Consider the following 23,994-nt stretch of genomic DNA (forward strand, 5'->3'; position numbering starts at 1 on the left):
ACTAAGTAATGTTCCTCCCACCGTGCAGGGATGTAAAGAATTAGGAGCCTCCATAATTGGAGTTGTTTTTATTGGCTTCAGTCTTTACTTTTAGTTTTGAATCATCAACCGTAATTTGACTTACGGCTGATAGAACACTTCCGGCTACTCCGGCATATCCAGCAACAGTTACCACTGCTGCCGGAAGAGTTATAGGTGCTGTTACAATAGCTCCACTAACTGCCAACAGGGTGAGTCCTATTGTTCTTAAAACTTTAAAAAACTTAGGGGTAGGAGCTTTAGCTCTTTCAATTATAGTCATATTTTAGTTTTTAAATTAAACACCACCATCAACTTTTACTATGGATAACGGATTAAAAGCTCCATTTTTTAGGGAATACATTTGTCCGTTAACCTCCTGGTAGAACTCTATACCTAAAGCCAGAAAAAGTGGTTTGGTAGCGTTGGCTGTGATGGTATTAGTTTGACTAATAGCAGTTGTTGCTATTGCATTCCAAGGAAGAATTGCAGTTTCTGATGTTGCTACAACATAGGTTTCGTTTTCAAAATCTACTTCAGCGCCACCAGAAATAATTTTAAAATGAGTGGTTCCACTTGGAGCAACTACCATATTGGTCGGGATAAATGGGGCAATATCTACTTTAATTGCACCGGTGACTCGGTCTATAGTAGGTACAAAAGGAGCAAATAGGGTAGTCCCTAGTTTTCCGCGAATATTAAACTCAAAGCCAGCTAGTAATTCCGCTTCGCCATCGATGACATTGCGTAGCCCTCTTGGGCTGGTTAAATCAGCCTGAATAACTTTCATCATGCTTTGGGTTAAACGGCTCACCATTCTGCTGTCTGCTGAGTTTATCAGTAGCGGGCGTAATGCTGTTCTTAGAATTTTACCTGATTTTCCTGCTCTTCCAAATTCCGAACCGTTTTCGCGGGTTCTCTGAAAAGCTGGATCACTTGCAATTCGTTTGGCATCAATGCCTCCTTTTTCACGAACTAAATATCCGTCACCTGATTTGTAAAAAGTAACATCGCCAATGGTACCTTTAATTTTAAATATGCCTTTCTGTCTGGCCATAATTTTCTTTTTAAATTAATAATTCATTTTACTGGTCAATCATAATTCTGTTGCAACATTTCCTGATTGAATCGAGAGCAAATTTTAGAATTATATAAAAGAGTTTGAAGTGTTATTGTTCCATAAGACAGTTACAAATCCAAATGACATTTTTGGTCAAAAATGGTCACTTAAAAGCAATACTTAATTTGAGTAATTTCGTATATCAGTAGTAAATAGATAAATAAAGCAAAAGGCATAGTTAAAGTATGGATAGTGTATGAAGACAGCACCAAAAAGAATATGTATTTATCCAAAGGATGTTCAATGTATAACAGGTAAAAGTTACAGGCAGAGCGCTAGGCTATTACAAAAAATAAAAGAAGAGCTTAATAAGTCACAATCCAATTTGGTAAGTGTTGAAGAGTTTTGCCACTTTACAGGCCTTAAACAGCAAATAGTTGAAGAGTTCTTATAACAGATTGTAAAAAGTACTAACAGTGAGTATTCTATTAAGATAAAGAATGACGTTTGTAGTAGAGTAGATATTAAAAAAGAAAAAGCCGAGGTGGAGCCCCCGACTTTTAAGGTGAACGTGTAACCACATTGCTGTGCGTTCGGGTGCAAATGTAAATCAAATATTTTGATATAGCTTGCTTTTTTCTTTTTTTTTGAAATAAATTTTATCTGGGAGTGAAAAGAAAAAGCCCCTTTACCGAAATAAAGAGGCTTTTTACCAATCATTAATAACTAACTATAATTATTTCCATCCGCCTCCTAAGGCTCTGTATATGTTAACCATGGCATTTAATTGCTGCATTTTGGTTTCCACTAAATCAAATTTAGATTCCAAGGCATCACGCTGCGTTAACAAAACTTCCATATAATCCGCACGGGCAGATCGGAACAAATCATTTGAAATACTTACAGAACTGTTCAAAGCCTCAACCTGTTGGTTTCTTAAAGTGTAGCTTTTTTCAAGATTACTGATTTTTGAAACCTGGTTGCTCACCTCAATATACGCTTTCAAAATAGTCTGCTCATAATTGTAAGCTGCCTGAATTTGTTTCGCGTTGGCAGTATTATAGCTTGCTTTAATTGCATTTCTGTTGATTAAAGGCGCTACCAAATCACCGGCTAGCGAGTACAATAAAGACTTCGGTTTGAAAATATATTCCGGATTAAAAGCCTGATAACCAATTCCTGCAGTAATACCAATAGAAGGGTAGAAGCGTGCTTTGGCCACTTTAATATCCAGTTTTGCAGCTGCCAATTCAAATTCCGCTTGTTTAATGTCCGGACGGTTGGTCAACAAATCTGAAGGTACACCTGCATGTACAACATTAGGTAAATTATCATTAAAGGAACCTGAATTACGCTCAACATGCTGTGGGAATCTTCCAACCAAGAAATTGATTCGATTTTCCGTTTCAACAATTTTTTGCTGAATATCAAATTGAAGACTTTTGGTTTTAAACACTTCGGCTTCAAATTTCTTAACCGCTAATTCAGTAACACGCGCTGCTTCTTTTTGTAACTTAACAATCTCTAAAGCGTTACTTTGAATGGTAATGTTTTGATTTACAATATCTAATTGGTTGTCAAGCGCCAGTAATTCGTAGTAAGAATTAGCAATTTCTGAAACCATATTGGTTACCATGAAGTTTTTTCCTTCAACCGAAGCCAAATAATGGTTCACCGCCGATTTTTTAGCGTTGCGAAGCTTCTTCCAAACATCCAGTTCCCAATTGGCAACAAGCCCTATATTGAAATCTTTTAGCGGTTCTGGCATTTCTTCCCCGGGTTTGATTTCGGTAGTAGCTTCCATGGCTCCAATGTTGGTGTAACGGGCTACTTTATCAACAGCCGCACCGGCTTTGGCACCAACAAAAGGTAAGTATTCTCCTTTACGGGCTTTGATCTCGTTTTTAGAAATTTCAATTTCCTGCATCGTGATGTTCAGCTCCTGATTGTTTTTAAGTGCTTCATCAATCAGCGCTTGCAAATTGGTATCCTTGAAATACGTTTTCCAGGAAATTTTCCCGGAATTTACCGTGTCCTGAACAGTGGTGTACTGTCCAGGAGTAGTGGTATTTGCATTTTTTTCAACCAAACCGGGTGTTTTACAGCTTGCAATACTTAACAGAATAAGCCCGCAAGCCATAACTTTATAATTCCAATTTTTAGTTGTTTTCATTTTTATCGTCTGTTTCTTCTGTTTCATTTTGTGGTTTAAAAGCATCAATCATGTGCACTAATTCATCAGATAATGAACTTTCATCTTCGTCTTTGATCAGTTTTCGTCCATCAGCAAGTGTTCCGAAAATGTAATACAATCCGGGAACCACAATTACACCGAATATGGTTCCTAATAACATACCACCTAAGGCAGCACCTCCAATGGTACGGTTACCGATAGCACCGGCACCAGATGCGATAATTAACGGAATTAGTCCCGCAATAAACGCGAAGGAAGTCATCAGAATCGGTCGGAAACGTACTTTTGCTCCTTCGATGGCAGCCTCCAGAATGGTCATTCCTTCATTGTGCTTCTGTATGGCAAATTCCACAATAAGTACCGCATTTTTACCGAGTAGTCCGACAAGCATGATGAGCCCGATTTGTGCATAAATATTGTTTTCCATGCCCATTAACTGAAGCAGGAAAAACGATCCGAAAATACCAGCCGGTAAAGAGAAAATAACCGATAACGGGATGATGAAACTTTCGTATTGCGCCGCTAAAACCAAGTACACAAAGATTAATACGATTCCAAAAATGTATATTGATTCGTTTCCACGGTTCGACTCGTCATAAGAAAGACCTTCCCATGCAATATCGTAGCCTTTTGGTAAGGATACATCTGCTACTTCGCGAATGGCTTTAATCGCGTCGGCTGTAGTATATCCTTTTGCCGGAAGCCCCTGAATTGCTGATGAGTTGTACATATTATAACGTGTAATCTCATTAGGTCCCTGCGATTTTTTAAGAGTCATAAAGGCAGAATACGGCACCATTTCCCCATGCTCGTTTTTCACAAACATGTTCAAAATGTCAGACGGTAATCTTCTGAATTTAGGATCGGACTGCACATACACTTTAAAGAAACGTCCAAACTTGATGAAACCTTGTTCGTACGTACTACCAATCATAATATTCAGGTTTTCCATGGCTTTACCAATGGAAACTCCTTTTTGCATTGCTAAATCGTTATTGATCTCCAATTCATATTGCGGATAGTTCGCGGCGAAGAAGGTAAATAAACCGGTAAGTTCTTTACGTTTAGCCAAATCTGCCATGAATTTTTTGTTGATTTTGTCAAACTCATGGTAATCTGTTGTGGTGTTTTTATCCAATAAACGCATCGAGAAACCTCCTGAAGAACCGAATCCCGGAATGGCCGGCGGCTCAAAGTATTCTACAATGGCTCCTAATCCTTTGGATTTTTCTTCCAGCTCTTCCATGATTTCTTTTACGGTGTGCTTACGGTCAGACCAAGGTTTAAGGTTGATAAGACAGGTTCCGGCGTTCGATCCTCGACCTTCGGTCATAATTTCATAACCTGCTAATGAAGATACTGATTCCACTCCTTCAACTTGCTTACAGATTTTCTGAAGTTTCTGAGAAACCTGATTGGTTCTTTCTAAAGTTGATCCCGGAGGTGTTTGGATAATCGCGTAAATCGTACCCTGGTCTTCACTTGGGATAAATCCTGAAGGTAAGATCTGGTTTTCAAAGAAGATTCCGGCACAAAACGCTAACAAAATTCCAAAAGTTACCCATCGTCGGTTGGCAATGGCTCTTAATATAGTTACATACTTTCCAGTAAGTTTGTCAAATCCGCTGTTGAAACGGTCAAGTGCTTTGGTGAAAAGATTGCTTTTCTTTTCGTGTCCGTGGTGGTTTTTAAGCATGATGGCACACAATACCGGTGTAAGGGTAAGGGCAACAAGAGCGGAAATGACAATCGAACTGGCCATAGTAATAGAGAACTGACGGTAGAACGTCCCCACAGGACCAGACATGAAGGAGATAGGTAAGAATACAGATACCATTACCGCTGTAATTGCGATAATCGCTCCACTGATTTCACCTAATACTTTTTTAACGGCTTTGTAAGGAGTAATGTGCGGGTCTTCCTCAAACTTGGCATGGACGGCCTCGACGACGACAATCGCGTCATCCACCACAATACCAATAGCAAGTACAAGGGCAAAAAGGGTTACTAAGTTGATGGATAGTCCGAAGAACTGAATCACAAAGAACGCCCCAATTAGAGATACCGGTACGGCAATAATCGGTATCAAGGTCGAACGCCAATCTCCTAAGAAAATAAATACTACTAAAGCAACAAGGATGAACGCATCTCGTAAAGTATCAATTACCTGTTCAATCGAAGCATCAAGGAACTGCGAAACGTCGTAACTGATTTTATAATCCATGCCCGGAGGGAACGATTCTTTCATTTCTTCCAGTTTCGCTTTGATTTCTTCAATTACTTCACTCGCGTTACTTCCGTAGTTTTGTTTTAATACGATAGCGGCAGAAGGGCTTCCGTCTAGGTTGGAATAGATATCGAAGAACTCACTTCCCAATTCCACCTTTCCAATGTCTTTTAAACGGATGCTTTCTCCATCGGCATTGGCTCGGATGATAACGTTTTCATATTCTTTAGGCTCGCTGTAACGTCCTTTGTAAGTTAATACATATTCAAGCGATTGAGCGGAAATACCCGAACTTTGCCCGATACGACCCGGACGCCCGATGATACTCTGCTCGCCTAAGGCATTCATAACTTCATCAACGGAAATATTGTAAGAGCGCATACGGTCCGGGTTTAACCAAACACGCATCGCATAAGTTCTACTTCCTAAAATCTGGGAACGAGCAACTCCTTTTAATCGGTTGATTTCAGGAATCATTTTTACGCTGGCATAATTGTACAGGAATTTTTCATCCATACCTTTATCCTTCGAGTAAAGATTCACATACATCAACATGGAGGGCTGAATAGGGGTAATAACAACCCCTTCACGCTGAACAAGCTCCGGCAAAAGCGGCATTACCTGATCGACCCTGGTTTTTACACGAACCACGGCCTGATTGGGATCGGTACCGGGTTCGAAAATGATTCTTAAGGTTGCTTCTCCGGCACTGGTGGCATCGGTAGCGATATAACGCATTCCTTCAACCCCGTTAATGGAGTTTTCTAAGGTGATTAAGGTAGATTTTACTAGTACATCGGCACTTGCCCCCGGATAAGCAATAAAGATATTTACCGTGGTTGGCGCGATTTGAGGGAACTGAGAGATAGGTAGCTGTTTGATGGCTAACGACCCCACAAAAAGTATTATGATTGAAATTACAATCGCAAATACGGGTCTGTGTATGAATTTGCTAAACATTTTTCTCTTTTTAAGATTTGGGATTATTCAGCATATAAGTCTAAATGAGACATTACAGATGATGGAGCCACTACTTTGTACTCAATTTTTTCATTTTCTTTAGCTAAACCTAATCCTTCCAAAAGAATTTTATCGCCTTCAGATAATCCTTTGCTGATGGCAAAAACGTGTGGTAATTCCGCAGCAATTGTGATCGCTCTAGAGTGGATTACATTGTTTTTATCCACCACATAAACGTATTTTTTGTCAAGTACTTCGAAGGTAGATTTTTGAGGAATCAAAAGCGCGTGTTTCAACGGAATGGTAGATTGAACGCTTCCGGTTTCACCATGTCTTAATAAACCTTTCGGGTTAGGGAAAGTAGCTCTGAAGGAAATATTACCGGTTTCGTTGTTGAAATCGGCTTCAATGGTTTCTACAATTCCGGTATAATCAAATAGTTCGTTGTTGGCCATCAATAAGTTAACTTTAGATTTACCATTGTTAACTTTAGCTTTGTAATCTAGATATTCAGCCTCAGGAACATTGTAGTATACCCACATTTTGCTGTTGTCGGACAGATTGGTAAGTAAATCACCTTCTTCAAGTAAACTTCCCAAACGAACATGGAATTTGTCGATAATCCCATCAAATGGAGCACGAATTTCCGTGAATTGTAAATGTACTTTGGTTAAAGCTAATTCCGCTTTGGCTTTGTCTAACTTCGCTTTAGCCATTGCAAGTTCGTTAGGAGAAACTACATTTTTGTCGGCTAATTTTTTTGTATTTTGATATTCAATCTGAACAAAGCCAACTTCGGCTTGAGCTTTCTGAACTTCCGCCTGATATAGGTTTGGCATAATCTGGAACAACAATTGGCCTTTCTTTACAAATTGCCCTTCGTCTACATAAATCTTCTGTAAATAACCTCTTTCCTGAGCTCTTAACTCGATATGGTTGATAGAATGGATCTGACACACATACGATTTGGTAATCAAGGTGTCTTTTTGTATCGGACTGGTAACCAGGAATTTATTTTTTTCTTCTTTTTTTTCTTTTTCAGAATTGCAGCTTGTGTTCAATAGCAGACCACACAAGCTAATAAGCATTAAAAGTCTTTTAGCCATGATAAATAATGGATTGATTGTAATTGGAAATAAAATTAGGATGCGCCGCTTTATCTTCTTTAAAAGAAAAAAGTTTTGCCTAAAAAAGGTTTATAGCGCTAACTGTAAGAAAATCAGAAGAATCAAATCCTGTAAACACAGAAGATGATGCAAAACGATCGGATGGTTGCTAAATATAAAAGATGCTTGCAGGGCGCTAAGCCATTTTGTATTTGCGTGGTAAGATTTCCGGATGTGTAAGTAGGTAGGTAGTTTTCAAAGAAATTGAAATTACCTGATAAATGAAAAGCTTGCGAATCTTCGGTTTCATTTTCGCTTTCTGAAAGCTCGATCTTGTCTTTAAAGTCTTTTTGTGCAAAGAACGGTTGTTTAAGATCGGATGATTCGAATTCAAAAACCAACGAACTTGGATTTTGATACGAAGCTTCAGTAGATGAAAAATGAGTGATAGCCTTATCGGAATTGGCAAATAATTGATTGCTAACCAATAAGGTGGTGAAAAGAAACAGGATATAAGTAAACAGTCTTTTCATAGAATGCGCAAAAGTAGTTAAACTTTTTTGTTAAATGAAGCTAGTGGCGATAAATTGTTGTTAAAATAATTAGATGGTGATAAATGATCGTGTTCTTTTTTTGTTTACTTTTAAAAAAATGCCTTCATCTGTATCTCAAAAAAATAAATTACTACCAAGTTTTTAGATTCTAAATGCTATTTGGAATTTTAGATTTAAAAAATGCAAATTATTTATTGATAGAAAAACAGAAATAGTTACTTTTGGAGCGATTAAAAATCAGACTTATACACATTCGAATTATGGTTAAAGATTTATTTGAAAGAATACAAAACAATAAAGGTCCTTTAGGGAAATGGGCTTCACAGGCAGAAGGTTACTATGTGTTTCCGAAATTGGAAGGAGAGTTAGGACCGAGAATGCAATTCCACGGAAGAGAAATTTTAAACTGGTCGATTAATGATTATTTAGGATTGGCTAATCATCCGGAAGTTCGTAAAGTAGATGCTCAGGCAGCTGCGCAATACGGAGCAGCTTACCCGATGGGAGCACGTATGATGTCTGGTCACACAACCTTACACGAGCAATTACAAGATGAATTGGCGTCTTTCGTTGGGAAAGAAGCGGCTTATTTGCTAAACTTCGGTTACCAGGGAATGGTTTCTACCATTGATGCTTTAGTGACTAAAAACGACGTTATCGTTTATGATGTTGACGGACACGGATGTATCATTGATGGAGTTCGTCTTCACATGGGAAAACGTTTTACTTACAAACATAATGATGTTGAGAGTTTAGAGAAGAACTTACAGCGTGCTACTAAAATGGCTACCGAGTTAGGCGGTGGTATTTTGGTAATTACTGAAGGGGTTTTCGGAATGCGAGGACAACAAGGTAAATTGAAAGAAATCGTTGAACTAAAGAAAAAATACAACTTCCGTTTGTTGGTAGACGATGCACACGGATTCGGAACCCTTGGTAAAACAGGAGCCGGAGCAGGTGAGGAGCAAGGTTGTCAGGACGGAATCGATGTTTATTTTTCAACGTTTGCTAAATCAATGGCAAGTATCGGAGCATTCGTTGCCGGAGATAAAGACATCATTGATTACTTAAAATACAACTTGCGTTCACAAATGTTCGCAAAATCCTTACCGATGATTTTTACGGTGGGAGCCTTAAAGCGTTTAGAGATGTTGCGTACAATGCCGGAGTTGAAAGACAAACTTTGGGAAAACGTAAATTATTTACAAAACGGTTTAAAATCTAAAGGATTCAACATTGGAGATACGAACACATGTGTGACTCCAGTGTATTTAGAAGGTTCTATTCCGGAAGCAATGGTTATGGTGAACGATTTACGTGAGAACTACAACATCTTCTTGTCAATCGTTGTGTATCCGGTAATCCCGAAAGGAATCATCTTATTGCGTATGATCCCGACAGCTTCACACACAATTGCTGATATTGATGAAACATTGTCTGCATTTGAAGCAATCCGTGAAAAATTAAGTAATGGAACGTATAAAGCAATTGCTGAGAAAACTACGGTAGACGTTTCTGCTGAGTAATTTCAACAAGCAAATCATAAAAAAAACCGAAGAGCAATCTTCGGTTTTTTTTATATTTCTTTTCGGTAGGTTCGTCTTCGTTTGTGTATAGTCGGGTCGAAATTCTTCCACAAATTGTGCATCGCGTGGTTTTCTTCCAATTCCGGTGTTCTGATAAAACGTTTGATTCCTTTTTCTTTGAAAACTTTGTAGTATTCATCGAAAATAACGGCTGTAATTCCTTTGTTTTGATATTCCGGGCTAACACCGATTAAGTAGAACACCACTTCTTTGGCATTTTTTTTCGCCTGTAAAAGATGGATGAACCCGAAGGGAAACAGTTTTCCTTTTGCTTTTTGCAGTGCCCTTTCAAAAGAAGGCATTACCACGGTAAAACCAATCATCTTTTCATCTTTGTCAATAATGAATTTGATGTATTCCGGATTGATAAAACTGATGTATTTCTTCTTGAAATATTCTTTGGTTTCGTCGTTAATGGCAACAAAAGACTGCAGGGAAGAATAAGTGCTGTTAAATAAATCAAACATCTGATCTACATAAGGCATCACTTCCTCTGATTTTTTAAAATTCAAAACCTTTAAGCCATAACGCTCTTTAATCATTTTACTGGCACGTTGAAAAGGCTCTGGGTTTACAGCTTCCATTGAAAAATAACTTTCAAAATATTCCTTTTCCTTAACCATGCCCAATTTCTCGAAATGTTCTTTGTAATAAGGCGGGCTGTACCAGGATATCATGGTTCCTAACTGATCGAACCCTTCGGTAAGTACTCCAACTTTGTCTAAATTTGAGAATCCCATCGGTCCTTCAATATGGTCCATGCCTTGTTGCTTTCCAAATTCTGAAACCTTGTTTAGTAGCGCTTTGGTTACTTCAATATCGTCTATGGCATCAAACCAACCAAAACGTACTTTCTTTTTACCCAGCAGATTTACTTCGTCCCAATTGATGATAGCAATTATTTTACCGGCAATTTTACCGTTTTTGTAGGCCAGATAAAAATGTACATCAGCATTTTTGAAAGCAGGATTTTTGTCTTTATTGAACGATTCGAGCTCGTCGGCAATAATTGGAGGAATCCAGTACGGATTGTTTTTAAAAAGTTCGAAAGAGAATAAGATGAATTCTTTAAGCTCTTTTTGAGAACTGATTTCTTTTATTGTGATCATTTATTTTACTTCGTCGTTGCGTTTTTGTTTTTCCATTTCGGCTTTTTTGCCTTTGGTAGCTCCTTTTGTTTCTTTTCCGTCTTTGATTTCGATTGGTTTGTAATTTTTGTCAAAGCGCCATGAGAAACCAATTGCAGCTCCCAAAATGGATGGGGTATCTTTAAAGTTGGTTCCGATAGACGCGTCCAACTGCATGTTTTTCTTTAGTAAATAAGCGGCACCACCACGAATGATACTGTCGGAATACCAATCGCTCATGTAACCTTGATTTTCAAAAAACACAGACCATTGCTCACCAACAGCTCTACTTAAGGTTAAAATATAGCCGTAAGTAGGATAATCGGTAATGAATTTATCGGCAATTAAATTGGTTGTAAGTACGGTTTTTTCTCCAAAGTGATTTTGCAAAAGCACCATAACTTTAGGACTGAATTTCGGATCTGTCGGGAAGGTATATGGATTATCGCCAACGTTAAAATTAGCACCGGCATAAAATCCAACGGCAGGTAATAATTTTCTCCATTTGAATTTTTTGTTTGCCTTCCAACTATAAACGTTTACTTTTTCCTTATAGTTTTTCCAAGGATCATAGAAAAGATATTTTGCTCCTACAGTAAGTTGTTTGAAACCGTTTCTGTTTTCGTCTAGGTAAGGGCTTGAGTATTTGTCGGTTTGATATTGCATTTCAGCAATAAATTCAAGCTGCTCAAGTAAGGCTCCATAACGGGCTGTCAAATCAAGACCAAAACCTTTGGCATCATAATCCAGTAATTTGTGTTTTTCTTTTATGTAGTAAACTCCGGTTTCTGCCTGGATAACATTTTTTCCAACTGAGAACGCACCGAAAGATTTCCCGGGGCGGTTGGTGTTGATCTCGTCGGTATGTTGTGCAAAGGAGATTCCGCTGGTTAACAATAGAAGCCCAAGTACTTTGGTTTTTAGATTTCGCATGCTGTTTGTGTTTCAGATTAATTGTGCTTTCCAAAAATAGTTATTTTATTATTATTTTAAGAATATGGTTTTAATTTTAAATGTAGCTTTGCTTACTTTTGATAAAATTTACAATACGATGGAAACGGCATCATTTACCGGTTTAGTTAGAACGTTGCTTTGGATAGTTTTTATATACTACGTTCTGAAATTTTTAATGCGTTTACTGGCACCTTATCTGTTTCAGCAGGTTGTGAAAAAAGCCGAAGAGAATTTCAGAAGCCAGCAACAGAATTACCAACAAAATTACACTCAGCAAAATACACAGCAAAGTACACAATCCGAAAAGCCTCGAGAGAAGAAAAAAATAGGAGAGTACATTGATTTTGAAGAGGTTGAATAGTTTTAAGCCAAACGAATAGCGCCCAGTTATTCGTTTTCTTTTTTTAAAAGGGTTTTTATTGTTATTTTAGCCTGATTTTTAAGCTAATTCAGCATCTTTATATGAAAAACCTGAACAAGATTTATCCTTATCTGTTGGCCGTTGTTGGTTTTACAATCATTTCACTTGTTTATTTCTACCCGGTTATGCAAGGGAAGAAAGTGTACCAAAGTGATATCGCCCAATACATCGGAATGTCCAAAGAGCAATCGGATTTCCGTAAATTAACCGGAGAAGAGCCCTATTGGACCGACAGCGCTTTTGGAGGAATGCCAACCTATCAGTTAGGAGCAAATTATCCGCACAATTATATCAAGCAACTGGATAACCTGATTCGGTTTTTACCGCGTCCGGCCGATTACCTTTTCTTGTATTTTATTGGCTTTTTCATCTTACTGAAAGCTTTAAAAGTAGACAATCTCAAGGCTTTTTTTGGTGCACTTGCCTTTGGTTTTTCTACTTATATGATAATCATTCTCGGAGTAGGGCATAACGCCAAAGCACACGCAATCGCCTATATGCCTATGGTGGTTGCCGGTGTGATCTTGGTATATCAGAAGCGCTATTTGGTCGGAGGTTTACTGACGATGCTCGCTGCAGCTTTTGAGATTAATGCCAACCACTTTCAAATGACGTTTTACTTGCTTTTACTTTTATTGGTGATCGCAGCGTATTATAAAATCCAGTACCTAAAAGAAAAAGATTTTAAAGGACTTTGGAAAGCTGCCGGTGTATTTTTAGTTGCCGGAATCCTTGCCGTTGGCGCCAATGCCACGAATCTGATGGCAACTTCAGAATACGCAAAATATTCCACTCGTAGCGACAGTGAATTGACCTTTTCTGCCGATGGAAAAAAAACGGAAAGCAACAACGCCATGTCCTACGAATACATCACCGAATACAGTTACGGTATTGCTGAAAGTTTCAACCTTATAGCACCACGACTTTTCGGAGGTTCCAACCATGAAAACACGGGAGAGAATTCTCCGATGTACAACTTTGTCCTTAGTCAGGGCGCGTCTGCGGCAGAGGCTAAAGACTTTGCTTCTGCAGTTCCAACGTATTGGGGAGATCAGCCTATTGTTGCTGCCCCTGCTTATATTGGAGCAATCGTATTTTTCCTTTTTGTCTTGGCCATGTTTATTGATAAGCGAAAAGTGAAGTATGCTTTCTTAGCCGGAGCGGTACTTTCTTTATTATTATCGTGGGGAAAACACTTTCCGATTTTAACAGATTTTTTTATTGATTTTGTGCCGATGTACAACAAATTCCGTGCAGTTTCTTCCATTCAGGTGCTTTTGGAATTGTGTATGCCGGTAATGGCAATTTTAGGATTGCAAGCTTTTTTCAAGGCTGAAGAAAAAGAACGTTTTAAAGCGTTGTGGATGACTGCTGCGACTACATTGGGAGTTATTGTTTTATTATTCATCTGCAAAGGAATGTTCAGTTTTACAGGCGGAAGCGACAGCATGTATGTGCAAATGTACGGGGAGATGGGCCCTCCGTTCATCGATGCTTTAAAAGAGCAGCGTCAGGAAATGTATTCTTCGGATTTGATGCGTTCAGGAATCCTGATTTTATTGACTGCAGGAGTATTATGGCTGTTCATCAAAAATAAATTATCGGAACTTACAACGGTAATTATTGTTGGGGTTTTAATGGTGGGAGATTTGTTCTTTGTTGATAAAAATTATGTGAACAACGACAGTTTTGTTTCTGCCCGTCAAGCGGATATGCCGTTCGAAGCCACACAAGCCGATCAGCACATTTTGAAGGATACAACGCATTACCGTGTTTTTGAGGTGGACGGAAACATGTCTAGCGCAAGAGCCTCGTATTTTCATAAATCCATTGGAGGATATCATGCGGCAAAACCGAGAAAAATGCAGCAGTTGTTTGACTATCAAATTGCTAAAAATAATATCGGTGTACTTAACATGTTAAATGTAAAATACATCATCCAAAAAGACGAACAAGGTCAGGATGTGCCGATGGCCAACCCTAATGCGAATGGAAATGCTTGGTTTGTAAACGAGGTGAAACTGGTCAATTCTGCAGATGAAGAAATGAAGGCTTTGGATAAATTAGACTCTAAGAAAACTGCCATTGTAAACCAAAAGGATTTTGGAACTAAAGTTAAAGGAACTTCGTTTGCAAAAGACAGCACGGCAACAATTCAATTAAAAGCGTATAAACCTAATCATATAAAATACGAATCGAATAATGTCAATAATGGTGTAGCAGTATTCTCGGAAATTTATTATCCTAAAGGATGGGTTGCAACAGTTGACGGTAAAGAAACTGATATTTTCTGTGCAGATTATGTGTTAAGAGCTATCAATGTTCCAGCCGGTAAACACACCATCGAATTCAAATTTGAGCCACAAGTGGTTAAAAACGGAAGTATGATTTCCTTAGTGAGTTTCCTTGGGATGTTAATTCTGATTGCATTTGGAATTTTTACGGAATTTAAAAAACGTAAACAAGAAGCATAATGCGAACCATTTTATTAATTGCATTGGGTGGAGCTTTAGGGTGCGTTTTTCGTTACCTGACCGCACAATGGATTAATAAATATGCTCAGTTGTTTTTTCCTTACGCAACTTTTGTAACCAATATTTTGGGTTGTTTCTTAATTGGGTTGTTTTTGGGTTTGTTAGAGAAAAACAATATTGCCAATCCCGATTTGAAGTTCTTTTTAGTTACCGGATTTTGCGGAGGATATACCACGTTTTCTACGTTTTCAAATGAGAATGTTCAATTGTTTCAGGCCAACCAAATGGGAACTGCTTTCCTTTACATAGGATTGAGTGTAATTTTAGGTTTGGCAGCTACTTGGGCAGGTTTAATGATTTCTAAACTATAAATGAAAAAAGTACTTATCATAACGTATTATTGGCCACCCGCCGGAGGACCGGGCGTACAACGCTGGCTAAAATTTGTGAAGTACTTACCGGAGTTTGACATCGAGCCCATTGTTTATATTCCGGAAAACCCGACTTATCCATTATTAGACGAAAAGCTGGTAAATGAAGTTCCTCAAAATGTAACGATTCTTAGAAATAAGATTATCGAACCTTATGCTTGGGCTTCGGTTTTTTCAAAAAAGAGCACCAAAAAAATAAGTTCCGGAATCATTCCCAATCAGAAGAAGCAATCGTTTGTTCAAAAAATGATGCTTTGGGTGCGCGGGAATCTTTTTATTCCCGACGCTCGCGTTTTGTGGGTGAAACCATCCGTGAACTATCTTTCCAAATACATTAAAGAGAACGGAATTGACACAGTAATTACAACCGGTCCGCCTCATAGTCTGCATTTAATCGGTTTGCAACTGAAAGAAAATATGAATATTAACTGGGTTGCCGATTTTCGCGATCCGTGGACAACCATCGGTTATCATAAAGCTTTAAAACTTACCAAGTCTTCCGCTAAAAAGCATAAAGAGTTGGAAAAAAAAGTGATGAATACCGCTGATTTTCTTCTGGTTACCAGCCCAACCACCAAAAAAGAATTTGAAGCAATTACTACAAAACCAATTCATGTGATTACCAATGGTTACGATGTGGAAAATGTGGGACGACCAGCTTTGGATGAAAAATTTACGTTGGCACACATCGGTTCTTTTTTATCGGAACGCAATCCGCGTGTTTTGTGGAAAGCGTTGCGTGAACTAACCAAAGAGAATCAAGATTTTAGAAATAATTTTCAGTTGAAATTAATAGGGGCGACCAGTCAGGAAGTTCTGGACACGATTCAGGAATTCAAACTAACGGATTTTGTGAATAATCTGGGTTATGTTTCGCATAAGGAAGCGGTGGAAGAGCAGCGTAAATCACAGGTTTTGTTACTAATTGAAATCGATTCGGAAGAAACTAAAAGTATAATTCCAGGTAAATTGTTCGAATATATGGTTTCGGAGCGCCCAATTTTGGCAATTGGTCCAAATGACGCTGATTTTTCAGTAATTCTGCAGCAAACCAATACCGGAACTTTTGCCTTATATGATGAAAAAGACAAAATCAAGGAAACCATTCTGAAGTATTTCAACTTATACTTAGAAAAGAATCTGAAAGTTTATCCGGTTGGTTTGCAACAATACAGCCGAAAAAATCTAACCAAAGAATTAGCTGCGTTACTTCAATAAGTGTAAAATTAAAAATGTTTCTAAGATGAGAATAATAGATGTAGAGAGCTGGAATCGAAAAGAACATTTTGAATTTTTTACAAAAATGGACAGTCCTTATTTCGGAATTGTAACCGAAGTGGAGTGTACTCACGCTTATACAAAAGCGAAAGAGTTGAAGCAATCGTTTTTTGCGACTTATATGCATAAATCGATGATGGCTGTAAATCAAACAGAAGAATTTAAATACAGAATAGTTGACAATCAGGTTGTGGTTTTTGATGTAATTCACGCCGGAACAACCATCGGTAGGGAAGACGGGACTTTTGGTTTTGCATTCATTCCTTTTTCTGAAGATTTTAAAACTTTTAATGCTGAATTGCAAAGGGAAATTCAGGAAGTTCAAAACTCAACCGGTCTGCGTTTAAATAACGACGATTTGAAAAGCGATTTGATTCGCCATTCAACTTTGCCTTGGTCTTCGTTTACAGGATTGTTACATCCTACAAACTTCAAAAACAATGAATCGGTTCCGAAGATTACTTTTGGAAAAGCTTTTATCAGAGAAGGAAAACGTTTTCTGCCGGTTTCCGTCGAAGCCAATCATGGTTTGGTTGACGGTTTGCACATTGCAAGATATCTGGAAAAATTCCAACATTTTATGAATGCCTTATAATGTAAAAATCCCGCTTCACATTGCTGCTCCACGGGAAATTAACCAAACTAACCAACCAAAATCTTAACTAAGACTAAGACCTTTTATTTTTTTGTGCAACGCTCATTTCGTCTTTTCTAACGGCATCGATTTCCTCTTTACTCATCTTGGTTTTTGTACCATCGGCTCTGTAATAGTAGTAATCATCTTCGTTGTATCCTGATCCACTTTCATAACCACCATAGTTGTCGTCATAATCGTAGTTTCCGTTTCCTGCGCCGTAGTTACCATCATAACCAGCTCCGGTAAAAGGGCTATACATATAAGCATGACTTGCACCATTCACAAAGCCAACAACATCAATAATACAACCTCTTCTGTTATAGACAATTCGTAAACCACCTACTTGAGTTAATGCGAAACTGTTGTATCTCATATAAACAGAACCTACACGTTTTACTCGGTTGTGACCATCATAGTTGATGAAAACGTTCCCAACTCGTCTAACTCTGCCGAAGTTGTCGTGCTCTACACGTACTCCGTAATTTGTAGGACCGTAACTTGTTGTGTACACGCCGGGTGCTCCGTAAGTTGTGTTTACAACTGTTGCTCTAGGTCCTGAAGGACGAGTGTTAAAGTCGAATTCACCGTTAGGGAAGACGAAAAACTCAATTCCTCGTTCCATGAACTTAATAGGTTCTGCATCTCTGTAATCCACATAATGACGTGGACCTTTTCCATTAGTATCAGAAAAAACAGGGTTTTCTGACGCAAAAGCCATACTTCCTACCAGGATAGTACTGGCTACTAAAAGAGTAATTTTTCTCATGATATAATAGTTTTTCTTTTTTGCTTACTCTTTCGATTTTCGGCTTCCTCGAACAAGAAAAGTTTCTTGTTGTTTAGGTATATCCAATTTACGTGCCAAAAAAATATTTTATGATTTAGAATTTGTTGGTTTTGATTGTAATCGATTGTAAATAAAGCGTTTGATATAAATAAAAAAATCTCATTTCAATCGCGAAATGAGATTCTGTAGTGTTGAAAATTATTCTTTTAAATGATTTTTTCTGCAAAGGCGATAATGTGACCGTCTAAATCAGCAAAATAACAAACCCGATCGCCCCAATTTCGGTCTTGAATTTCACTAATGATTTTCGCACCGGATTTTACAGCATGTTCAAATTCGTATGAAATATTTTTCACATAGAAATAAAGTTCACAACGAGGAATACCATTTCCTTTTTCCGGATGGGTCATTGCGGGAGTTAAGATTTTTGCAATTCCATTATTGGGCATTAAACCGATTTTTAGTGTTTCGGATAAAGTGAATTCCGTCATTCCGGGAACTTCAAGGGAAGGTTGGGTTCTGAATAATTGTTCATAGAATCTGGAACTCTCCTGTTGATTGTTAACATATAAGATGAATTCGGCAGCTAAAAGATGTTTCATGGGAAAATGTTATTAAATAAGTGAAAAATATAAAAAAATGTATTTTATAAGTTAAATTTTTATAAATTCGTACACCAAAACTAACTAACTTAACTATAAACTTACAAAAATGAAATTTTCTTTACGAAAATCACTGTTGTTGTTACCAGCAGTGTTGAGTTTGCAAACCACCACAGCGCAAACTTTTCAACAGCGTTATGCAGACATCGTCAGCGGATGTTCTGAGGAAGGAGTTTTAACCAATCTTCAGGAATTTGAAGACTTAGGAGTAAAATACCGAGGAACTGCTGCTCTGGAGAATACCTATCAATGGCTTAGAAACAAATACTTAAGTTTCGGCTATACGGCCAGTCAGTTATCTACAGATACATTTTCTTATTCAGGGAGTACTTGTAAAAACCTAGTTGTTACTAAAATCGGAACTCTTTACCCAAATACTTACGTTATTGTTTGTGGTCATTATGATTCCATTACCGGAACCGGAACCAACGATAACGGAAGCGGTGTGGCAACAATTTTAGAGATTGCCCGATTAATGCAAAATATCCCATCGGATTATTCAATTAAGTTTATCAACTTCAGTGGGGAAGAAGACGGACTGCGCGGAAGTCAGCATTATGTCTCATCAGTTGTTAATGGAACTAGCCCGAAGATGAGCATCAAGGTTGTCTTAAATATTGATGAAGTAGGAGGTGTAGCAGGAATGACCAATGATACTATAACTTGTGAGAGGGATACGGGTAGTCCAACCACTAATAATGCAGCTTCAAATACAATAACAAGCCAATTGATTACTTGTGTAGGTTTATATTCTCCGTTAAATACGTATTTGTCTTATGCTTATGCCTCGGACTATATGCCTTTTGAGGAAAATAATGAAGTGATTACCGGACTTTTTGAAAAAAACGAAACACCTCACCGCCATACTGATACTGATTTATTGGAAAATATGGACCCGGTTTATGTTTATAACATCTCAAAAGCGGCTACAGGAGCCATGTTACATTTTTCGGGTGCAAGTACAACATTGACTAATGATGAATTTAATAAAGATTTTCAGGTAAGCTTTTTTCCTAATCCAACTCAGGATTTTATCAACATTAACCTTGGAAACTTAACAGAGAACAATTATAATTTTTCCCTAATCGATGTTAATGGAAAAGTTGTGGTTAATAAAGAAGTCGTTAATCCAGGTCAATTGGAAAAAATTAACGTAAAAGATTTAAGTAAAGGAGTTTATCTTGCTGTTTTAAAAGCAGGTGATAAAGAAGTAACCAAGAAAATAGCAATAAACTAATTGCAACTTAATAACTAGATTAACAACTAGAAATTTATGAAAAAGACTTTACTAGGAATTGCAATTTGCTTTTTTTTAGGAACGGTAAGCGGTAATGCTCAAGATTTTATTCAACACTATGCCGATGTTGCTAACCAGGTAACCCAGGATAATATTACTAATAATTTAACGGAATTCGAAAGTTTAGGGGTAAAACGAAAAGGGACTGCAGCACTTCAGAATACTCTTAACTGGTTGAAGGATAAATATTTGAGTTACGGATATACGGCTGGTCAGATGGTTGAAGATTCGTATTCGTACTCGGGATACACTTGTAAAAACCTTGTTCTTACCAAAATTGGAACGGTTCACCCGAATACTTATGTGATTGTTTGCGGACATTACGACACGATTGCCGGAACGGGAACCAACGACAATGGTTCTGGAACTTCCATTATTTTGGAAATTGCCCGATTATTGCAAAATGTACCAACTGAATATTCGATTAAGTTTATCAATTTCAGTGGGGAAGAAGATGGATTACGCGGAAGTCAGCATTATGTGACTTCTGTAGTAAACGGAACTAATCCCAAAATGGATATTAAAGTTGTTTTCAATATTGATGAAGTAGGAGGTGTTGCCGGAATGAACAATGATACCATTACCTGTGATGTAGATCAGTCCACACCAACAACCAATAATGCAGCTTCGGCTCAGGTTACCGATGAGTTGGCAGCTTGCGTAAGTTTATATTCTCCGTTAAATACCTTTATCAACTACGCCGATGCTACTGATTATATTCCGTTTGAGAACAACAATGAAATAATTACGGGTTTTTACGAAACCAACATCTCTAACCATCCGCATACTACTTCTGATACTTTAGCCAATATGGATCCGGAATATGTGTTCAATGTTGGTAAAGCGGCGGTTGGAGCGACCATGCACTTTGCTGTTGCTGCTACGGCTTTATCGAATGAAGAGTTCGCTACTGATTTTCAGGTTAGTTTGTTTCCGAATCCTGCCAAAGGAAAATTGAATATCAATTTTGGAACTTTAAAGCAAGATAATTATACCTTTTCTCTTCTCGATGTACAAGGAAAAAAAGTAGTTCAAAATACTATTAATAACGGAGTTCAACTACAAACGGTTGATGTTTCGCGAGTGAGCAGCGGGATTTACTTAGGTGTTCTGGAATCTGCAGAAAACCGAATCACCAAAAAGATTGTAATTGAGTAAAACATTAAACGGTAGCTGATTTTCAACTACCGTTTTTTTTTTAAATTATTTGGGCGTGCCCTTTCAGGTCGGGCTGTCCGTTGTATCTTTTTATAAAGGTCATTTCGAGAGTACTTCGACAAACTCAGTATAACACCTCAATGACCTTTAAAAAAGGATGCCACTTCCATCCCTCACGCAGCTTTGCTTTTACAATTTGTCTTTTAGGTATTTACCCGTTATTGATTTTGAGTTTTTAGCCACTTCTTCAGGCGTTCCGAAAGCCATTAATTTTCCACCGGTTTCTCCTCCTTCAGGACCGATGTCAATGATGTAATCCGCACATTTTATTAAATCAAGATTGTGTTCAATCACTACGATGGAATGTCCTTTTTCAATTAAAGCATCAAAGGAAGCCAATAGTTTTTTAATATCATGGAAATGCAATCCTGTTGTGGGTTCGTCAAAAACAAATAATGCTTTTTCTTTGGTTGCTCCTTTTACCAGAAACGAAGCCAGTTTAATTCGTTGGGCTTCTCCTCCGGAAAGTGTAGAAGAAGATTGTCCTAACTGAACATAGCCAAGTCCTACATCCTGAAGAGGTTGTAATTTCTGTGTGATTTTGGTTTGTTTGTGCTCATTGAAAAATGCAATGGCATCATCAATGGTAAGGGTTAAAATATCGTCTATGTTTTTGCCTTCGTAGTTTACTTCCAGAATTTCTTTTTTGAAGCGTTTTCCGCCACAGGTTTCACATTCTAAATGTACATCGGCCATGAATTGCATTTCGATGGTTACTTCACCGTCGCCTTTACAGGTTTCGCAACGCCCTCCATCCACATTAAAAGAAAAGTGTTTGGGTTGGTATCCGCGCATTTTGGATAATTGCTGTTTTGAAAACAAATCGCGAATGTCGTCATACGCTTTAATATAGGTTACCGGATTGGAACGTGAACTTCTCCCAATCGGGTTCTGGTCTACATATTCAATATGTTTGATTTGTGAAAAACTACCGGCTAAATCGGTGAATTGTCCCGCTTTTTCTCCCACACCTTCTAGTTTTTTCTGCATGGCTGGGAACAATATTTTCTTTACCAAGGTACTTTTTCCACTACCGGAAACCCCGGTAATAACGGTTAAACATTCCAAAGGAAAAGTAACATCGATATTTTTCAGGTTGTTTTCACGCGCCCCAATTACATCAATATGGTTTTTGTACTTTCTACGTTTCTTCGGAACTTCGATTTCCATTCTCCCGTTAAGGTATTGAGCCGTTAAGGAATCTGCTTTAAGAATTTCATCATAAGTGCCTTGAGCTACTAACTTTCCTCCAAAAGTTCCAGCTTCCGGACCGATATCGATGATCATGTCGGCCGCTTTCATAATGTCTTCGTCGTGTTCAACTACAATTACGGTATTACCTAAATTGCGCAAATCTTCCAGAACTTTTATTAAACGTTCAGTGTCTTTTGGGTGTAAGCCGATACTAGGTTCGTCTAAAATATACATCGAACCAACCAAGCTGCTGCCTAAAGAAGTTGCTAGGTTAATTCGTTGAGATTCACCACCGGAAAGCGTCGCAGAATTTCGGTTTAAGGTAAGATAGCTCAATCCAACTTCATCCAAGAAACGCAAACGGTTGTTGATTTCTATTAAAAGACGTTTGGCTACTTTTTCGTCGTATTCATTCAGTGTCAGGTCTTTGAAAAACGTAATCAGGTTTTTTATTGGCAAATCCACTAAATCCGAAATGGTTTTGCCTCCAACTAAAACATAATTGGCTTCCTCGCGTAATCGTTTTCCTTTGCAAACATTACATTTGGTTTTCCCACGGTAACGCGACAACATTACACGGTTTTGGATTTTATAATTTTTCTCTTCCAATTCCTGAAAGAAAGCGTCCAGTCCAACAAAATACTGGTTTCCTTTCCAGATTAAATCTTTGTGTTGTTGTGATAATTCAAAATAAGGTTTGTGAATTGGAAAATCAAAATGATGACTGTTGTTCACCAGCTGATCACGGTACCAGCCCATGCTCTCGCCGCGCCAAGGATAAATTGCATTTTCATAAACGGAAAGCGCGGTATTTGGAACTACTAATTCTTCATCAATACCGATTACATTTCCATAGCCTTCACATTTTGGGCAGGCTCCGTATGGATTGTTAAAGCTGAATAAATGGATGTTAGGCTCCAAAAACGTAATCCCGTCCAATTCAAAATTATTGCTGAATGTGAATTTTTGGTCGGTATTTAATTCCTGCAGATAACATTCGCCTTTTCCTTCATAGAAAGCGGTTTGAATAGCATCGGCCAATCGGTTAAAGAATTCTTCTTCCTCTTTTACCACAATACGGTCAATAATTAGAAGTACATCTTTATTGTCTAAGGAATGCTGATCGATCTCGTCTAAACGAACCATGTTGTTGTTTACCAAAATACGAGCAAATCCTTGTTGTAACAGAACTTTTAGTTTGTCTTCCAAAGCTCTTCCTTCCTCTAAATGAATAGGGGAAAGGAGCAACCATTTACTCTCCAAAGCAAAAGTTTTTACCTGAGTAATTACATCGGTTACAGTATGTTTTTTTACTTCAAGACCGGAAACCGGAGAAAAAGTCTTCCCGATTCGAGCATAAAGCAGTTTAAGGTAATCGTAAATTTCTGTAGAGGTTCCAACGGTTGAACGCGCATTGGTTGTATTTACCTTTTGCTCGATGGCAATAGCCGGTGCGATTCCTTTAATGTATTCGACTTTGGGTTTGTCTAATCGTCCTAAAAACTGACGGGCATAAGAAGATAAGCTTTCCACATATCGGCGCTGGCCTTCAGCATATAAGGTGTCAAAAGCCAAACTTGATTTTCCCGAGCCGGAAAGCCCGGTAATGACTACCAGTTTATTACGGGGAATGGCAACATCCACATTTTTTAAGTTGTGAAGTTGCGCTCCTTTAATGATAATGTTTTTTTTAGGCTCGAGTGTTGTGATGTCGGTTTTCATAGAAAAAGTCGATGAAATGCAAAGATAATCAAAAACGAAAGTTTAATGTTTGTGGTTTAGCAATTATTAATTGGGTGTGGTGTAAAT

At 38.0% G+C, this 23,994-nt stretch carries 20 protein-coding genes; 9 read left to right on the forward strand and 11 right to left on the reverse strand.

The window, feature by feature from the left end; genetic code table 11:
• Positions 1-40: 40 nt before the first annotated feature.
• Together LZZ90_RS10015 and LZZ90_RS10020 are read right to left on the reverse strand one after the other, a co-directional pair.
• Positions 41-301 (reverse strand): hypothetical protein, encoded by a 261-nt coding sequence (locus LZZ90_RS10015; protein WP_237790557.1) that lies wholly within the window; start codon positions 299-301, stop codon positions 41-43.
• A 15-nt stretch (positions 302-316) separates the two neighbouring features.
• The gene (locus LZZ90_RS10020; RefSeq protein ID WP_237790558.1) at positions 317-1,075 is read right to left on the reverse strand and encodes a hypothetical protein; all 759 of its coding nucleotides are present in this window, start codon (positions 1,073-1,075) and stop codon (positions 317-319) included.
• Between the two features lie 259 nt (positions 1,076-1,334).
• Between LZZ90_RS10020 and LZZ90_RS10025 the strand changes: the two genes are divergently transcribed.
• Entirely contained in the window at positions 1,335-1,532 is a 198-nt protein-coding gene (locus LZZ90_RS10025) for a hypothetical protein (RefSeq protein ID WP_237790559.1), read from the forward strand.
• A 282-nt stretch (positions 1,533-1,814) separates the two neighbouring features.
• On the opposite strand, the gene LZZ90_RS10030 is transcribed toward LZZ90_RS10025, so the two are convergent.
• The 4 genes from LZZ90_RS10030 to LZZ90_RS10045 all read right to left on the reverse strand — a co-directional run bounded on the left by LZZ90_RS10030 (position 1,815) and on the right by LZZ90_RS10045 (position 8,098).
• Positions 1,815-3,251 (reverse strand): TolC family protein, encoded by a 1,437-nt coding sequence (locus LZZ90_RS10030; RefSeq protein ID WP_237790560.1) that lies wholly within the window; start codon positions 3,249-3,251, stop codon positions 1,815-1,817.
• Positions 3,238-6,459: an efflux RND transporter permease subunit gene (locus tag LZZ90_RS10035; protein WP_237790561.1), complete on the reverse strand. Its 3,222-nt coding sequence runs from the start codon at positions 6,457-6,459 to the stop codon at positions 3,238-3,240. Before LZZ90_RS10035 ends, LZZ90_RS10030 begins: the two co-directional genes overlap by 14 nt.
• Positions 6,460-6,482: 23 nt before the next feature.
• Complete coding sequence (locus LZZ90_RS10040) at positions 6,483-7,565, reverse strand: efflux RND transporter periplasmic adaptor subunit (protein WP_237790562.1); 1,083 nt, start codon at positions 7,563-7,565, stop codon at positions 6,483-6,485.
• A gap of 122 nt (positions 7,566-7,687) precedes the next feature.
• Positions 7,688-8,098, reverse strand: coding sequence for a hypothetical protein (locus LZZ90_RS10045; protein ID WP_237790563.1), 411 nt, complete (start codon positions 8,096-8,098; stop codon positions 7,688-7,690).
• A 281-nt stretch (positions 8,099-8,379) separates the two neighbouring features.
• Between LZZ90_RS10045 and LZZ90_RS10050 the strand changes: the two genes are divergently transcribed.
• A complete protein-coding gene (locus LZZ90_RS10050) occupies positions 8,380-9,645 on the forward strand; it encodes an aminotransferase class I/II-fold pyridoxal phosphate-dependent enzyme (RefSeq protein ID WP_237790564.1) in 1,266 nt (421 codons plus the stop codon).
• Positions 9,646-9,695: 50 nt separating this feature from the next.
• Here the strand turns inward: LZZ90_RS10050 and LZZ90_RS10055 are convergent, their stop codons facing one another.
• Positions 9,696-10,814 carry a GNAT family N-acetyltransferase gene (locus LZZ90_RS10055; RefSeq protein WP_237790565.1) on the reverse strand — a complete coding sequence of 373 codons (1,119 nt, stop codon included), beginning with the start codon at positions 10,812-10,814 and terminating at the stop codon, positions 9,696-9,698.
• Positions 10,815-11,765 (reverse strand): transporter, encoded by a 951-nt coding sequence (locus tag LZZ90_RS10060; RefSeq protein WP_237790566.1) that lies wholly within the window; start codon positions 11,763-11,765, stop codon positions 10,815-10,817.
• A gap of 64 nt (positions 11,766-11,829) precedes the next feature.
• On the opposite strand from LZZ90_RS10060, the gene LZZ90_RS10065 reads away from it, so the two are divergent.
• The 5 genes from LZZ90_RS10065 (at position 11,830) to LZZ90_RS10085 (ending at position 16,985) form a co-directional block, all read left to right on the forward strand.
• Positions 11,830-12,147 (forward strand): DUF4834 family protein, encoded by a 318-nt coding sequence (locus LZZ90_RS10065; RefSeq protein ID WP_237790567.1) that lies wholly within the window; start codon positions 11,830-11,832, stop codon positions 12,145-12,147.
• A gap of 101 nt (positions 12,148-12,248) precedes the next feature.
• Positions 12,249-14,681, forward strand: a complete 2,433-nt coding sequence (locus tag LZZ90_RS10070) for a YfhO family protein (RefSeq protein WP_237790568.1) — start codon at positions 12,249-12,251, stop codon at positions 14,679-14,681.
• Positions 14,681-15,052, forward strand: coding sequence for a fluoride efflux transporter CrcB (crcB, locus tag LZZ90_RS10075; RefSeq protein ID WP_237790569.1), 372 nt, complete (start codon positions 14,681-14,683; stop codon positions 15,050-15,052). Before LZZ90_RS10070 ends, crcB begins: the two co-directional genes overlap by 1 nt.
• Complete coding sequence (locus LZZ90_RS10080) at positions 15,053-16,330, forward strand: glycosyltransferase family 4 protein (protein ID WP_237790570.1); 1,278 nt, start codon at positions 15,053-15,055, stop codon at positions 16,328-16,330. It abuts the gene before it with no gap.
• A gap of 25 nt (positions 16,331-16,355) precedes the next feature.
• Positions 16,356-16,985, forward strand: coding sequence for a chloramphenicol acetyltransferase (locus LZZ90_RS10085; RefSeq protein ID WP_237790571.1), 630 nt, complete (start codon positions 16,356-16,358; stop codon positions 16,983-16,985).
• Between the two features lie 73 nt (positions 16,986-17,058).
• Here the strand turns inward: LZZ90_RS10085 and LZZ90_RS10090 are convergent, their stop codons facing one another.
• Positions 17,059-17,793: a hypothetical protein gene (locus LZZ90_RS10090; protein WP_237790572.1), complete on the reverse strand. Its 735-nt coding sequence runs from the start codon at positions 17,791-17,793 to the stop codon at positions 17,059-17,061.
• A 227-nt stretch (positions 17,794-18,020) separates the two neighbouring features.
• Positions 18,021-18,416 carry a VOC family protein gene (locus LZZ90_RS10095; RefSeq protein ID WP_237790573.1) on the reverse strand — a complete coding sequence of 132 codons (396 nt, stop codon included), beginning with the start codon at positions 18,414-18,416 and terminating at the stop codon, positions 18,021-18,023.
• 109 nt (positions 18,417-18,525) lie between these two features.
• Between LZZ90_RS10095 and LZZ90_RS10100 the strand changes: the two genes are divergently transcribed.
• Both LZZ90_RS10100 and LZZ90_RS10105 read left to right on the forward strand, forming a co-directional pair.
• Positions 18,526-19,713, forward strand: a complete 1,188-nt coding sequence (locus LZZ90_RS10100; RefSeq protein WP_237790574.1) for a M28 family peptidase — start codon at positions 18,526-18,528, stop codon at positions 19,711-19,713.
• Between the two features lie 36 nt (positions 19,714-19,749).
• Positions 19,750-20,931: a M28 family peptidase gene (locus tag LZZ90_RS10105; protein WP_237790575.1), complete on the forward strand. Its 1,182-nt coding sequence runs from the start codon at positions 19,750-19,752 to the stop codon at positions 20,929-20,931.
• A gap of 189 nt (positions 20,932-21,120) precedes the next feature.
• Here LZZ90_RS10105 and uvrA read toward each other — a convergent pair whose 3' ends face one another.
• Positions 21,121-23,907 carry an excinuclease ABC subunit UvrA gene (gene uvrA / locus LZZ90_RS10110; RefSeq protein WP_237790576.1) on the reverse strand — a complete coding sequence of 929 codons (2,787 nt, stop codon included), beginning with the start codon at positions 23,905-23,907 and terminating at the stop codon, positions 21,121-21,123.
• Positions 23,908-23,994: the final 87 nt, after the last annotated feature.

It is taken from the genome of Flavobacterium sp. SM15 (assembly GCF_022012335.1).
Taxonomy (GTDB): Bacteria; Bacteroidota; Bacteroidia; order Flavobacteriales; family Flavobacteriaceae; genus Flavobacterium.